Annotated in this window: 11 protein-coding genes; 4 read left to right on the forward strand and 7 right to left on the reverse strand. The window is 41.9% G+C overall.

Annotated elements, in window-relative coordinates:
• Positions 1–69 precede the first annotated feature (69 nt).
• Positions 70–537: a hypothetical protein gene (locus ACP2AF_RS12420; RefSeq protein ID WP_425236476.1), complete on the forward strand. Its 468-nt coding sequence runs from the start codon at positions 70–72 to the stop codon at positions 535–537.
• Positions 538–555: 18 nt separating this feature from the next.
• On the opposite strand, the gene ACP2AF_RS12425 is transcribed toward ACP2AF_RS12420, so the two are convergent.
• Positions 556–999, reverse strand: coding sequence for a nuclear transport factor 2 family protein (locus ACP2AF_RS12425; RefSeq protein ID WP_425236477.1), 444 nt, complete (start codon positions 997–999; stop codon positions 556–558).
• 394 nt (positions 1,000–1,393) lie between these two features.
• Here ACP2AF_RS12425 and ACP2AF_RS12430 point away from each other — a divergent pair, with 394 nt between their 5' ends.
• Entirely contained in the window at positions 1,394–3,631 is a 2,238-nt protein-coding gene (locus ACP2AF_RS12430) for a DUF5916 domain-containing protein (RefSeq protein ID WP_425236478.1), read from the forward strand.
• 40 nt (positions 3,632–3,671) lie between these two features.
• Here ACP2AF_RS12430 and ACP2AF_RS12435 read toward each other — a convergent pair whose 3' ends face one another.
• Entirely contained in the window at positions 3,672–5,531 is a 1,860-nt protein-coding gene (locus ACP2AF_RS12435; protein ID WP_425236479.1) for a hypothetical protein, read from the reverse strand.
• A 170-nt stretch (positions 5,532–5,701) separates the two neighbouring features.
• Positions 5,702–6,808 carry an acyltransferase family protein gene (locus ACP2AF_RS12440; RefSeq protein ID WP_425236480.1) on the reverse strand — a complete coding sequence of 369 codons (1,107 nt, stop codon included), beginning with the start codon at positions 6,806–6,808 and terminating at the stop codon, positions 5,702–5,704.
• 171 nt (positions 6,809–6,979) lie between these two features.
• Between ACP2AF_RS12440 and ACP2AF_RS12445 the strand changes: the two genes are divergently transcribed.
• On the forward strand, positions 6,980–7,210 hold the full coding sequence (locus ACP2AF_RS12445; RefSeq protein WP_425236481.1) for a hypothetical protein: 231 nt from the start codon (positions 6,980–6,982) through the stop codon (positions 7,208–7,210).
• Between the two features lie 16 nt (positions 7,211–7,226).
• On the opposite strand, the gene ACP2AF_RS12450 is transcribed toward ACP2AF_RS12445, so the two are convergent.
• Entirely contained in the window at positions 7,227–7,946 is a 720-nt protein-coding gene (locus ACP2AF_RS12450) for a class I SAM-dependent methyltransferase (protein WP_425236482.1), read from the reverse strand.
• 173 nt (positions 7,947–8,119) lie between these two features.
• Here ACP2AF_RS12450 and ACP2AF_RS12455 point away from each other — a divergent pair, with 173 nt between their 5' ends.
• Positions 8,120–8,521, forward strand: coding sequence for a LytR/AlgR family response regulator transcription factor (locus ACP2AF_RS12455; RefSeq protein ID WP_425236483.1), 402 nt, complete (start codon positions 8,120–8,122; stop codon positions 8,519–8,521).
• Positions 8,522–8,728: 207 nt separating this feature from the next.
• On the opposite strand, the gene ACP2AF_RS12460 is transcribed toward ACP2AF_RS12455, so the two are convergent.
• The 3 genes from ACP2AF_RS12460 to ACP2AF_RS12470 form a co-directional block, all read right to left on the reverse strand.
• Positions 8,729–10,315 carry a RagB/SusD family nutrient uptake outer membrane protein gene (locus ACP2AF_RS12460; protein WP_425236484.1) on the reverse strand — a complete coding sequence of 529 codons (1,587 nt, stop codon included), beginning with the start codon at positions 10,313–10,315 and terminating at the stop codon, positions 8,729–8,731.
• Between the two features lie 5 nt (positions 10,316–10,320).
• A complete protein-coding gene (locus ACP2AF_RS12465; protein WP_425236485.1) occupies positions 10,321–13,707 on the reverse strand; it encodes a SusC/RagA family TonB-linked outer membrane protein in 3,387 nt (1,128 codons plus the stop codon).
• Positions 13,708–13,838: 131 nt separating this feature from the next.
• On the reverse strand, positions 13,839–15,005 hold the full coding sequence (locus ACP2AF_RS12470; protein ID WP_425236486.1) for a FecR family protein: 1,167 nt from the start codon (positions 15,003–15,005) through the stop codon (positions 13,839–13,841).
• Positions 15,006–15,014: the final 9 nt, after the last annotated feature.

Raw genomic sequence — 15,014 nt, forward strand, 5'->3', positions numbered from 1 at the left:
CATAGCTTTGTTGAGCTCAGTTGTTTATGGATATACTGAATACCGAGCTAGGAAGAACAGAAAAATTCTATGGAAATAAAACATTTGATCGGCTCTGTGGCAATGGGTTTTTTAATTACGGGTGTTGCCATGAAAGCCTGTGTATCGGACATTTCCGCTTCCATTACCATCGACGATTTGAGATGTGAATACTTGATAAACCCATCTGGCATTGAAATCTTGCAACCACGATTAAGTTGGGAGCTTAAATCCAAAGAAAAAGGCCAGGGCCAAATTGCATATCAGATACTGGTAGCCAGTGATTCCACAGCACTCTCCCGTAATCTGCCCGATATTTGGGATTCGGGTAGGGTTAAATCAAATAAAACCGATCAGATTGTTTTTAAAGGAAAGGAATTGCAATCACTACAATCGTATTATTGGAAAGTAAGGGTATGGGACACCAATGGAGATTTAAGCGATTGGAGCCCAATTAAACATTGGTCCGTAGGACTTTTGGACAAAACCGACTGGAAGGCTGAATGGATCGGTCCGTAATGGAGAAATGTACTAAACCTAGAACATGGAAAATTGTTTGGTAATTACCTTCCAGCCGTCTTGAAATTTATATAGGGTAAGGTAATCCACATATTTCAGTTCTCTTTCTTCATCTATACGAAGTTTAACCATAGCGGTTTGTCCTTCATAATCGATAATTTCAAATTGCCAACTATAATTTTTTTGAGGTAAGTTCCTTGCGCGGGTCGCCTTGATATTTTCAATCCACTTTGCTCTGGACGTCATATAAAATTCACCCTTGTACAATACGTACATGGTGAATTCCTTATGGAATCCCTGCTTTATTTTATCAAGATTGCCATTGAGGTATAAGGGTTCTACATAACATTCGGTGATGATTGTTTCAATTAGACTTTTATCATCCAATTCTTGGGCATTACAAAATATGCAGTCTGCTATACATAAAAATGATAGGAGGACGACTAATTTATGAGTTTTCATTTGTATGACTAATACCAAATTCCATTATCTACAATTTATTTTAAAGAACTGAATAAAATATAGCAGCCAAAGGCCAAGACGTACAAATAGAAGCAAATGCACTAAATTACGTAGTGCCCAAATCCATGTCTAAACCCAAATTCCTTTAAATGGGTTTCGGTTTGTCCTTATGGATTTTTTGACTTTTTAAACAAATAGGAATTCATTTAGGGTGGACCATCTTGATTCTAAGGATACGCCCAACTGATTCAATAGTTATATACCTATTCAATTACTAATGTAGGCCTATAACTAAATTTGTGCACTTGGGGGAATCACTACGGAAGTAGGGCCGATTTCACCGTATTGTGGTCTTTTTTCAAATACATTGTTTTGAGCAATTTATTTAAATCATATGACCACAGTCTTACGAAAGCTGGTTCTACTTATCCTTCCGTTTTACGTTTTTGGGCAGGAATTGGAAAGCAAGACCTATCGGATTGAAAAAATCGAAGAAAACCTTGTTGCAATTGATGGCGAACTGGATGAAGCGATTTGGAGGCAAGCCAGCCCTGTTCTACTAGAATATGAAACCAATCCTGGGAACAATATAAAGGCAGAGGTAAAGACGATATTACGGATGGCGTACGACAATGAAAATTTCTATTTTTCATTTGAAGCAAATGATGATGATCCTGATAAAATACGAGCGATTATAACGGACAGGGATAGGCTGGATGACAACGATTATGTCTCTATTTTCTTAGACCCATTTAACGATTCTAGAAGGGCATTTTTCTTTTCGATCAACCCTTATGGAGCTCAAGAGGACGGATTTTATGATGAGCAAAGTGGAAATTCCGACCTCACTTGGGATGCCATTTGGACCTCCAAAGGTAAACTTACTGGAACGGGATATCATGTTGAAGGCGCAATTCCTTTTAAATCGCTGAGGTTCCCAAATAGTGGGGAAAATATGTCATGGCGGTTTTTTGGATTCCGTGCCTACCCGCGAAGTTTGGAAAAGGAATTTCGTACAATACCTATTGACCAAAATAACAATTGTCTTTTGTGCCAAGCCGATCTATTATCGGGATTTACTGCGATTAAGTCCGGACAGAATTTGGAATTTACCCCTACTTTGACACTGAATAGATTTGATGAAAATCCAGAATTTCCCAGTGGATCTCTACGGAAAGGGGATGTTGAAACAAATTTGGGATTGAATGCCCGTTGGGGTATTACCACCAATGTTATTTTTGATTTGGCCATTAATCCTGATTTTTCACAAGTGGAGGCAGATGATGCCCAATTGGATGTAAACAACCGATTTGCGTTGCAGTTTCCGGAAAAGCGACCTTTTTTCTTGGAGGGCAACGACTTTTTCAACACGCCGTTGAATGCTTTTTTTTCAAGAACTATTGCAGATCCCTCTATTGGATCAAAGATTACCGGGAAAGTAAGGAAAAATGCATTTGGTTTGGTATATGCCAAGGACCGGATAAACCATCTTATAATTCCGGGATTTCAGGAATCCAAGAATATATCGGTGGACGAAAATGTTTCGAACTTCATAGGGAGATACAGAAGGGACATAGGTGAAAACTATAACGTTGGGGTTTTGTATACCTTAAGAGATGCCGAAACCTATTACAATCACCTAGGCGGATTTGACTTTTTTCTCAGACCCTATAAACCCTTGGTTATTAGAGCACAATACTTGCATTCAAAAAGTAGCTATTCCGATTCGGTAACAGAAGAAAATGGAATTTCCGATTCGGATGTTACAGGTAATTCGTATAACCTACAGCTAAACTATGAAACCCGAAACTGGGAGGGTGCCTTAATTTTTGAAAACCGTACCAAGGGCTTTAGGGCCGATGCCGGTTTTGTTCCTCAAGTAGACTATAGAAGGTATAGAATGTATGTAGAAAAGAAGTTCTGGCCAAAAGAAGCGACTTGGTACCAAAATATAGGATGGAACGCCGGGGGTTTTCGAAGAGAATCCACTCAAGGAATCTTGGATTTTGAAGGTATATGGACAAGTGCCTATTTTAATGGCCCCCTGCAATTGAATCTATGGTTGAATCCCGATTTGGTTTGGCAAAGATTTAACGGGGTAACTTTTAGATTACCAAGATTTTGGACAGGTTTTGACATACAACCTACGGGCAACCTAGGTATTAATGGCTGGGTTAACCTAGGCCCGGCGGTAGACTTTGTAAACACAAGAAAGGCCGATAACCTGCAATTTCGCATTGAGTCCGATATCCGAATCGGAAATCGCATAGAAATGACCTTGAATCATCAATACCAAAGACTTCACCTTTCCGGCAATGCCATTTTTACCGCCAATCTGTCCCAATTGCAAGCGGCCTATAACTTCAGCACCAAACTCATTTTTAAAACGGTGGCACAATTCCGTCACACTTCGAGAAATCCAGAGCTCTACATGGATGAGGTCAATGCTGTTGACCGTTCCTTTTTTACACAGTTAATTCTCTCCTATAGACTGAATCCTAGATCTGTACTATTTTTAGGTTATGTTGATAATTTGTCCGGTTTTGAAAATACTTTCTCAAATCAACAATTTGAGCTGGAACGTATGGCCCGGACTTTATTCTTTAAAGTTGGATATGCATGGAGGCCCTAGGAAATGGGGTATTCCTAAGTCTGAAATTCTATAAGCAAGACTAATTTATTTCTTCCATTCTTTTATCAACATCAACCAGATAAATATCCTTATTGCCCTTATTGGCAGAAAACAATAGGCTTTGATCATCCGGCATCCACTCTATCCCATGTTCACGCTCCGGGGAATTAGTGATTCGGGTTACTGCGCCTCCGTTTTCGGCCATCACATAGATATCATAGTATTGCTCCTCATTATTGTTGGATACAAAGGCAATTGCTTTTCCGGAATGTGAGAATACGGGGGAGCTACCGCCATCCAAGGTATTTACAACTTCCTGGAAGTTATTGGGTCTATCCAAATCCAATTTGTAGATTTTTTCGGCACCGTCAAAATCCCCTGAGAAAAGTAGTTTTTTACCGTCCCTGGAAACGCTGGATGCATAAAGCGTAGTGTTTTCATCTTGTACTAATGGGCGGTAGGTATTGGATGACAAATTGAACGTCCAGATATCATAATTGCCATAACTTGTATCTGGGTCATAGGAAAAAACAAGATTATCGTGGTCGATCCACTGATAATTTTTAATTCCCCCAATGTCGGTTAGTTGTTTTTTATTGCTGCCATCCTTTTCCATAATCCAAACATTGTTGGTGTCGGAAGCACCTCCGGAAATATGGATAAAGGAAATTTGATTGTTTGAACTTGGAACCCACATAGGATTAATGTCAAGCTGATGATCTTCCGCTGGGGCGATGATGACATCCTTGCTTGTACGCATATTCCTGATCACTATGTTATTTTGATCATTGAACAAGAGGTACGTGCCAATATCATTTATATTGGCATCAGTTTCATAATTGTTGGGACCATTGGGCATAACCAATGTAACTAAGCTATCCTTAAAGGAAAAGGAGTACAAACGATCTTTTTCATGTCTGCCGACAAATGCCAATCTGTTATCAAAGGGAGACCAGTTCATAGGGTTCCATTCTATTATGATTTCTTTTTTTAGCAAAAGACTTTTTTCCGATTTCGTTCTTCGGTCATATACCTTTATTTCGTTGGATTTGTCCCAGGAAAAGTAAGCAATAAGGTTTTCATCATAGTTCATCGCAGGGCCAAATTCCTCTATTTCACGGTTGGTGACCCTAAACAATCCCTCTTTTGATCCATCAGTAACCCAAATATCCGTCATTTCGTTATTCCAAGTGCTATAAAAGATTACCTCAAATGCCATACGTGACCATCTAGGATGCCATTCAAATCCAGATTCGTCGCTGACCAACGGAATAATTTCCTTGGTTCTCAAATTTAGGGTATGGAGGTGTGGAAATGGGGTCCCTCTTGAATTGAATCCCACGTAATTCCCATCATATGAAAAGCCAAAATTGATCTCATCACCTTCCATTTTAGTGAGTTGTGTAAATTCTGAGGAAGTTATATCCAATGACCATAGGTCTTTCCCTTTTTGATTAAAATCCATAACAAGCGTATGACCATCGGGGGACCATTTGGCATCAGAGGCCTTTTGTTCTTCCTTAGTAATACTTTTAATGGTAGCATCGGACAATCTAAAAACTCGCACGGTCGGTATGCCATCCAAATAGGAGGTGAAGGAAAGGAATTGGTCATCAGGAGACCATTCTATATCCTCATTGTGGTGAATAGAGTCGGTCACTTTTATTTTTTTCTTCTCAAGAAAATCATAGATAAAGATATCCTCACGCTTGTGTTCTGTAGAGATATAGGCAAGATACCTACCGTTGTTTGAGAATTTTGGACTGTATTGGTCTCCTACATCGGTGGTCAAACGATATAGATTTTGGGTTTGAGATTCAGAAACGGTTTCCGAAGAGTCGGATAAGCAAGAAGAGCAAATAAAACTTAAGACAAGTGAAAATCGAAATAATCCTTTCATGGCGGTGGTTTGGAATGAAAATAATACGAGATAGAGATTCACCCTGGGAAAAGGAACCATAACTCGTATGAATACATTCATCCGAACACAATTGAACAAATGTTCTCGGTTTTTCTTCTAAACAGGCCCATAGTTTAGATTGCGTAATGGGTCCTTACTCTGAGAAAGGGCTAAATTTTTATAAAGATCTGCTTTTTATACAAAATGTACAGAAAGAGCCATACCAGCGCAGTGGCCCCAAAAGCGACGAGTACCTCATGCCATTTCTCGGGAAAGATGTCAAAAAGTCCTCCGAAAAGTGTGGATGAGGTATATGAAAAATCAATGAAGCGATAGGCCAAATAAACAGTAAGGGAATTGAGCCCGATGACCTTAAAAAAGAAAGCCCATTTTTTGAAACCCTTTACATCAATGATGAAGTAGAAAAAGGCCAATATCAAAAAAGACAGCCCACTGGTAAGCATAATGAAAGAACTACTCCATAACCGTTTGTTTATAGGAAAATGCAGATTCCAGATAAGTCCAATAATAACAGTGATCGCCCCAATTAGAATCAGGTTCAACGTTTTTTTGTTTTCAGTGGCGTTACTTCGAAGCATATCCCCCGCCAAGCTTCCAAAAATGGTGATGCAGAGTGCCGGGAATTGGGTCAGCAGGCCTAACTCATCATAGTCTCCCTGCTTAAGACGTCCTGGTAAAAAAGTACGGTCGAACCATCCCACCAGATTGCCCTCAAAAGATAGGTCTCCCGCTCCATAGCCAGGTACTGGTATAAGGAAAAGGGAGGCATAATAAGCGATAAGAATACCCGCGATCCAATAGAGTCTTTGGACCCTTGAAAAATTCAGGTATAATAGGGTAGTGATAAAACAAGCAAATCCGATGCGACCCAAAACACTACCCATACGTATTTCGGATGGCTCAAAGAAAGGAAACGGACTGTTCTTGTAGAGAATTCCCAATCCGATTAGAATTAACATTCGTACAAAAACCTTTTTATACAAGTTGTACTTGGTAAGGCCCATGGAGAGACCCTTATTCAGCGAGTAGGAAAGCGAGACTCCTGCAATGAATAGAAACAATGGAAAAATAAAGTCGTAGAAAACAAAGCCGTTCCAAGGTACATGTTTTAGTTGATCGGCCAAAGCATCTATCCAGGGTATTTCCGTCTTCCCTTTTAAAAGCACCAGAAAAGTCCCGCCTCCGGAGATAAAGAACATATCAAAACCCCGCAGGGCATCCAAGGAGAGCAGGCGAGAAGTCTTTTTGGTGGTCATAGGTACAACTTATCCTAGCTATGAAGATAGGATGTTTTTTCTTAGTATTCTGAAAACAGTTTTTGTTTCATCATTGTTTTTCCGAACTTTTATAGTTCCAAGTGATCGTGACAAATGGAATTGGTTATACTCCATTACATGTAATTTGATAGCTTCCTAAAAAAAGAATTTATGAACCAATTTTTTAGGGTTTTGATGGTCACCTTATTTGTTTTAGGGTGTTCCAATTCCGAAAATACTTCCTCCACCCAAAATGCAAAATTTTCAGAAGAACTTTCAACACTCAAGGAATATTTCAGATACCAGGACTTAGCATTTTGGTCAGTAAGGGAGATTGGACCATGTACGTGGACTATATGGAAATGGCAGTTGGTCGATAAGGTGGAACTTGTCATTGAATAGACCTAGTCCTTAACGCTTACTCATTAACAAAGACCATACAATGTTGCCAAGGGAGGTTGCCGATATTCCGTTCCAGTTTTAAACCCGCTGCCTCCATTTCCTGTACAGCCTGCACCTGGGTCATTTTGTGTAACTTTTTGATGGGCACTCTATCATCCTCACCACGATATTCGATAAGAAACAGTTTTCCGTTGGGCCGAAGCGCTTTTTTTAGTGAAGCTATCATTTCAATGGGATAATTGAACTCATGGTAGACATCCACAAGGAGTGCCTTGTCCACCGAATTTTTCGGTAGGTTCACACTTTTTTCACTTCCTTTTACGAGAGCAACGTTTTTGACCCGGCCTTTTTCTTTTTTCCTGCGCATCTCGGCCAACATTTCATCTTGAATATCGACGGCATAGATAAGACCTTTTTTGGCCATGGCCGCCATCTTGAATACATGGTAGCCCGAACCGGCGCCAATGTCGGCTATGGTGTCACCAATTTGGATATTCATGTTCTCCAAGAGCTTGGTGGTATTTTCTTCGTCTTCACGGTCCGTGCGATCTAACCACCCCATGCCTTGGAAACCCATAACATGGGCAATTTCACGCCCCATATACCACTTCCCTATGCCATTAGGGTCACCTTTTTTAATGGTATAGCGAGCATTGGGTTTGGCTTTCTGGCCATGGCATTGGTATAAGGGGGTTGTAGCTACAAATAAGAATAGTAGGGAGACAATTTTTTTCATTGGCATTCTTGAATATTCCCAAGATAATGATTTTAAATTCCCCTTGGGAAATTGAAGGTATCCAAAATGAATCGGTACTTTGTCGATTTAGTTGACCGTACATCCATTTTTTGTAAGATTATCCTGTACTTTATTGTTCTCACTATCCCTTACTAACTTAAAACCTACTTGCCATGCCTTTGAACATAATCGTAATCGATGATTCCCCTATCCAACTTTTGATATCCTCCAAGTTGATACAACAAAATAAAAGATTAAAACTCTTAGGTGCTTTTACCAATCCTTTCTTAGGGTTGAAAGCGATACATACCATGGAAGTGGATATTGTACTTCTGGATGTTGAAATGCCCGAAATAGACGGATTCTCACTTAAAAGAATGTTCAAGAAACCGGTGGAGGTGATTATGAACTCTACCAGGCCCATATTTGAACTTCAGGCCTACTCGCATGGAGCCATCGATTTCATAAAGAAACCCTTAAGTACAGAACAATTGGATAGTTCTATTTCCAAAGTAATGCATGAAGATTCATTTTTTAGGGACCAAAAAAAAGTACGTGTGGCACTTGCCAGCTAGAGCAATGACCTGCTTGGAAAAGAGCTTCTTTTTACTAACCCAATTACTCAGTTGCTTTGGAATGAACCGGTTACAACATAGTAAAAAAAACCGGTGACGAAACGTACACCGGTTTTCCAAACTAACTCAAACTAAACTAACTACAACAAAAAGATTTGTATTTTGAATTCGATCGCAGGGCAACTATGCGCCCCTCTTTTCTTAGATTTAATACCCAGGATTTTGAATCAACTCGGGATTTGTTTGTATCTCGGAATCCGATATGGGCAATAGCAAATGCTTTTCCTCAAAGGTTTGGCCAAAGGTATTCTGTCTGCCTACCAAATCGACAAAAGTAACATCGCCATCTGCACCGGCGGGATATTTACGTGTCCGTACCATATCGAACCAAAGTTTTGAGTCGAATATCAATTCACGATTTCTTTCTTTCCAAACTTCTTCCACAAAATCGCCTACCGAAAGCCCGGCGAGCTCCGCCCGTATAGTCTCGGGATCCGTGGTCCAGTAAGCTCTTGCCCGTATTTGGGTGAGATAATCAACAGCCTCGGCGGTAACCCCTTCCGATTGGGCAATGGCTTCCGCTGCGACCAATAAGGCCTCAGGATAACTATACACTCGTAAATTCTTGGCGGACTGTGCTGTCGTAAAAAAGACCTCTTCGTCCAACCAGATATAAGGAGTCACAGGAAAGGTAATCTCATCGCCACCCGTAGTGGTAAAGGTGGTATGAAAATACTGCTTTTCCTGTGCCCTAAGGTCTAGCACCTGGTCATACTGTGCATAGAGTTCGGGTCGTGGGCCATACGCATTATTGATATTCGCGTAGGCCGATCCCACACTACCGCTAGTGGAGGCGGGAAATGACCATTGCGGATAGGGAAATGAACGGATACCGACTTCATATTCAATCTGATAGATATAATCTTCGGCCAAGGTCTTTGCCTTACGCATTTTGTTATAGGCACTGTTTTCCAATATAACATTTCCTTCCCCGTCTGTATCATGGGGGACAAGAGAGAACGCGCCACTATTAATTACCGCTCTTGCTGCCTCCGCTGCATTGGTATAGCGATTGTCGGATAGGGGCGCTCCGCTCATGGTCAAGTAAACATCGGCCAAGAGCATTAGGGCAGTTTCCCTAGTGATGCGAAAACCGTTGTTCACCATATTGCCATTAGGCAAACTTCCTGACGTTGTAGCCACGTTCAAATCCGAAACGATAAGGTCATACACCTCGGAAACCGGGGAACGAGGTAGAAATACCTCCTCCAAGGCACCTACGGGTTCGGTAATCAAAGGTACATCACCGAACATACGTACCAGATAAAAATATGCAAAGGCGCGGAAGAAACTGGCCTGTCCAATGAGATTCGTACGTTCCGTTTCGGAAAGGCCCGGCGTATCCGGAATATTGGCAATGGCAAGGTTGGCCCCAGCGATACCTCTATAAAGATCTTGCCATATCCCGTTCAACGTGGCATCTATTTCAGTGGGCGAAATGGCCAATTGTTGGGCAAGATCTACCTGACGTTCCTGACCGTTGAACTCGTTGTCAAAAAAACCGGAGAGATACTGTAGATACATGACTCGCGCACCGCTAAAAACCCCTTGGACTAGATACATATCGGGAGCCCCATTCTGATAAAGAAAGTTTACGGCACTTTCAGCTTGTCCAGGCTCCGAAAAGAATTGATCAACACTTTGCTGGTCCCGAGGTTCCTCTTCCAAAAAGTCAGAGCAGGACACTATGAATAACATAAGACTTAAAAAAACTTTTATTTTTAGATATTTCATAGCCATCAAAATTTAAGATTAAAGCCTAGGGTAAAAGTCCTGGGCCTTGGATATTGAAAAAAGAAAATATTCTGCCCGAATTGATTCTCATTCGAAGACCCCTCGGGATCAAATCCTTGAAAACTGTCGGACTGAAGCACAAAAGCATTGTCCACACTTCCATAAATCCTTAGCATATTGAGACCTAGGGAGTTTATGAAGTTATCCGGGAAGGTATAACCTAAGGTAAACAGATTGCCGCGAAGATAGGATCCATCGGCCACCCAACGGCTATCTACTTGACTGTTCTGGCCCGAAGTACCCTGATTTCGGATTTCCTGTACCTGTGTATTCTGGTTCTGGGGCGTCCAGCCTTCGGTAAGGATGGTACGTAAACCATTGGCAATACCGGATCGATCCTCTGTGGAATGATGGGCCTGCTGAAGGATATCCACATCAAAAACAAACTGGAGGTCTGCTGTAAAGTCAAACCGGCCTATACGGAAGTTGTTGATAAAACTTCCGGTCCATGCAGGCAGACCATTGCCGATAATGGTACGTTCCGCGGAACGTTTGGCCTCCCCGGGCAGGGCTCCGACCGCCGCGGCTTCCGCGGCCTCGTCCGTTCCCCAAATGCCAAGGCGCTCCAGCCCCCAAAAAGAGGCCACGGGTTCCCCGACACGGAGAATGGTATTACTACCGGAAACGAAACCTGGACCAGGAAAGATATCCTCGTCATTGGCGCCCAACTTCTCTATACGGTTTACATTGTAGTTCATATTCAATGTTGATTCCCAATAGAAATTTTCCTTTGTATACTGGGAGCCTATTGAAATATCGGCACCTCTGTTGGAAATGGAACCAATGTTATCACGGATATTATCAAAACCGGTAGAGCGTGGTATCGGTCTTTCCAATAACAAGTCTTCGGTGAGTTTGTAATAGTAATCCAGTTCCAGATTGATCTGTGGATTCGTCTTGGTACTCAATTCCATTCCAACATCAAACTGGGTTGTGGTCTCCCAGCCCACATCCGGGTTGGGGATACGAGTTACAAAACTGTCGTTGACCCGTTGGCCATTGACTAGAGCTGTACCCGATTCTATGGTCGCCAAAGTAGAGTAGGGATCAATTTCTGTATTCCCAGTAACTCCATAACTGGTCCGTAGTTTTAACCGATTTAGGAAGGAGGATTCCGAAAGGAATTCCTCTTCGGACAGTACCCAACCCAAACCTATAGAGGGAAAGAATCCGTATTTGTTATTCTCACCAAAACGGGAAGAGCCATCCGCACGCCCGGTTAAGGTTACCAGATACCTATCCTTATAGGTATATCCCACTCGTGCAAAATAAGAGTTAATGGACCAATCGTTATACTGGGATCTTGGTACATCTGGAATGCTGCCTGATTCCAAACGGTAGAAGGACAATGAATTGTCAGGGAAACCTTGGGACCTAGCACGGAAACTAAAGAATTCACGTTGTTGCCAGCTGGCTCCGAGGACCGCATTGATACGCGAATTTTCAAAGGATTTGTTATAGGTTAGGAAATTCTCCTGTTGCCAAAAAGTTACCTTTTCTTCTTCAACAATGGCCTCTCCCAAGGGCGCTGAGATATTAATCAAGTCGTTTGGCGAGAAAAACTGAAATGTGCGGTCTTGTTTATCTATGCCGAATTGGGTCTTGAAAGTAAGTCCTTCCGCAATGTTAAACTCAAAGAAGACATTCCCAAATATCTGGTTTCTCAAATTACGCCGTATTTGAGTTTCCAATACGTGTACCGGGTTGGCCATAGCTTCCAAGTTGAAGTTATCGGTTATGGTACGGCTATTGGACCAGCTTCCGTCCGGGAAGCGTACCGGAAATATGGGGGGCATTTCGATCATGGTCCGTCTTGGCATTTGGTTTCCCCCAGTTTCCTGATAGGCATTTTCTTTGGTATAGTTCACCAATAGATTAGCCCCAAAGGATAACCAATCCTTTATTTTGGTATCATAAGTTAATTTTCCGTTCCAACGTTCCAAATCATTATTGAGCATGATGCCCTCGATGTCCGAAAAGTTTAAAAAAGCACCGACTGAGGAATTTCCATTGCTTTGCTGAATGGCAAGTTGATGGTTGTGCGTAATGGCCGTACGGGTGGCCTCCTCTTGCCAATCCGTATCGTATAAGGGATTGCCCTGGGCATCAAAAAGCCTGGGATCGTCCCTTGTTAAAATAGGAGCTACTGTAACATCGTCACGATACTTTGGTGTGTTGGCAAAACCGGTCTCAACCACTTCCAAGAATTCTTCGGCATTGAGCAGGTCTATCTTTTTCCGCAATGTCCCTGCACTCATAAAACTATCATAGGACACTGTAATACCTTCGGTCTTTGCTCCCCGTTTTGTAGTGACCAGTATTACGCCATTGGCCCCACGTGCTCCATAAATGGCCGTAGAGGAGGCATCCTTAAGCACCTCCATACTAGCAATATTGTTAGGGTTAAGAAACTGAAAATCTTCCATAACTACCCCATCTACCACGAATAAGGGATCGGAACTGGAATTTATGGTGCCCAACCCTCGGATGATGATTCGGGGAACCGCAGTAGGGCTTCCGGAATTGAGGTATACATTGGCACCGGCAACACGGCCCTGTAAGCCCTGTATGGCATTGGCCACTGGTCGCCTTAACAGGTCTTCCCCAGCCACACTGGAGACCGATCCGGTGACATCGGATTTTCGCTGTACCCCGTAACCCACTAGTACTACTTCTTCAAGTTGTGCGGTATCCGTGGTAAGCTGAATTGACATTTCATCACCAGGAGTTGCACCAACCTCTTTGGTGACAAAACCGATATAAGAAACCAGTAATACGGCATCGGCATCCTGAAGGGAAATTGTAAATTTCCCATCAAAATCCGTGACAACACCATTTTGTGTGCCCTTTTCAATAACATTGGCACCTGGAAGGGGGTCTCCATTGGCATCGGTTACCGTACCGGATACTTGAAGTTGTTGGTCTTCCTCGGTTTTATCGGGTAGGGGAACTACCTTAGCGGACTTCGGTAAGGGTAGTGAACGTAGGATGATCAATTTTCGTCTCAGTTTATAAGAGATGTCCGTTTGTTGGAACAACCTTTTTAAAACACTGGACAATTTTTCGTTCTCCGCGGTGACCGAAACCCGTTGATCCGCATCAATTTCATTGTTCGTATATACAAATTTAAAGTCTGTAATGGCCTCTATTTCCTCAAGCACTTGTTGCATGGTAGCGTTCTCAAAGTTTAAGCTTACCTTGGTCCGCTGCGAATAGGCATTGGCATGCACGGACAGGATGGAGGCTAGTAAAAGAAAGAGCGTAAGCTTCAACGCTAGACTTATTTTTATGGAATTGAACGTAAAAAGTCCAATTCCTTTTAATTTTTCCATATTTTTAAAGGATTTTAGTTAACTCGTATCAGTTGATTACTAATCTATCGGGGAATGGTACCAGCATTTCCCGATTTTTTTTGTTGATATTTTTGGTATCTATCTCATTGGCTATTGCATTTTATGTTAGTCTAATTTTCGGGTTTGTTTATAGTGATTTCATTTCCATCAACTTCAAAATAGAAGGGGATGATTTCGCTGAGCGATCCCATTACTTCCTCAATAGTCTCAATGTCATAGCTAGCGGTAAAAACCTGATTATTTAAGATGGGGTAATTGTTTGTGATGGATATGTTATAGTGCCGTTGTAGTTTGGGAATAATCTGTTTAAAGGGTGTTCGTTTTAGGATCAATCTTCCATGGATCCAAGAAGTGTGAAGATCCGTATCCACGGCTTCCATGGCCATGGTATTACTGGTTTTGTCCCAAGAAGCCATATGTCCCGGCTTCAATAATGTAGAGTCGGTAGTTATGTTGTCCTTATTGGAAAGACCAACGGAACCCGAGACCAAGACCGTATTGATTTCTTTATCCTCTGGATAGGCCTTTACATTGAATGTGGTGCCTAACACTGTTACGACCAAATTATCGCTGCTAACCATAAAAGGACGTTCGGCGTCCTCGGTTACCTCAAAAAAGGCCTCGCCGCTCAAAAAGACCTCTCTATTTGCTCCTTTGATGAATTTGACCGGATACTTTATGGAAGAACCTGAGTTGAGATGTATTTTTGTTCCATCAGAAAGCTGTATGCCAAACCGTTTGGCATATGGAACCGTTAACGTATTGTAGACCAGCTTTTCCACTGAAGTTGAGTCCGAATACGCTAAGTTGGATCCTTTTTTGGTGACCACCAAGTTTCCCTCCTTGTCTTTGATTTGTGAAGATCCATCTTCGGACAACACTTTTATCTCCCCATTTTCCAATTGTAAGGTAATCGCATTTTTATCAGGTGGCGGCATTATCTTTTCCGGGGTTTGGACTGAGTGGAACAAGTACCAGAAAGCAAAACCCAGAAGTCCTATAAAAATGGCCGCATATCTTAAAATAGGCCTTGCCCGGAAGGTTCTTTTTCGGGAAGTCTTATTTGTATCTACTTTCTGAAGTACTCTATCCCAGGCTGCAATTTCGTTTAGGGTTCCCAATTCCCTAATATCCTTTCCGGATTCCTGAATCAGGCTTATCCGATTAAAGATTTCCTCATTTTCATGGGACGAGCGTAACCATGAATCAAATTCTTTCTCTTCGGCTTCCGAAAGCTGGGAGGTCAGTTTTTTTATAATAAGTTTGGTTATTTCCATAGTCGGTTT

The organism is Ulvibacterium sp., from assembly GCF_965248315.1.
Taxonomy (GTDB): domain Bacteria; phylum Bacteroidota; class Bacteroidia; order Flavobacteriales; family Flavobacteriaceae; genus Ulvibacterium.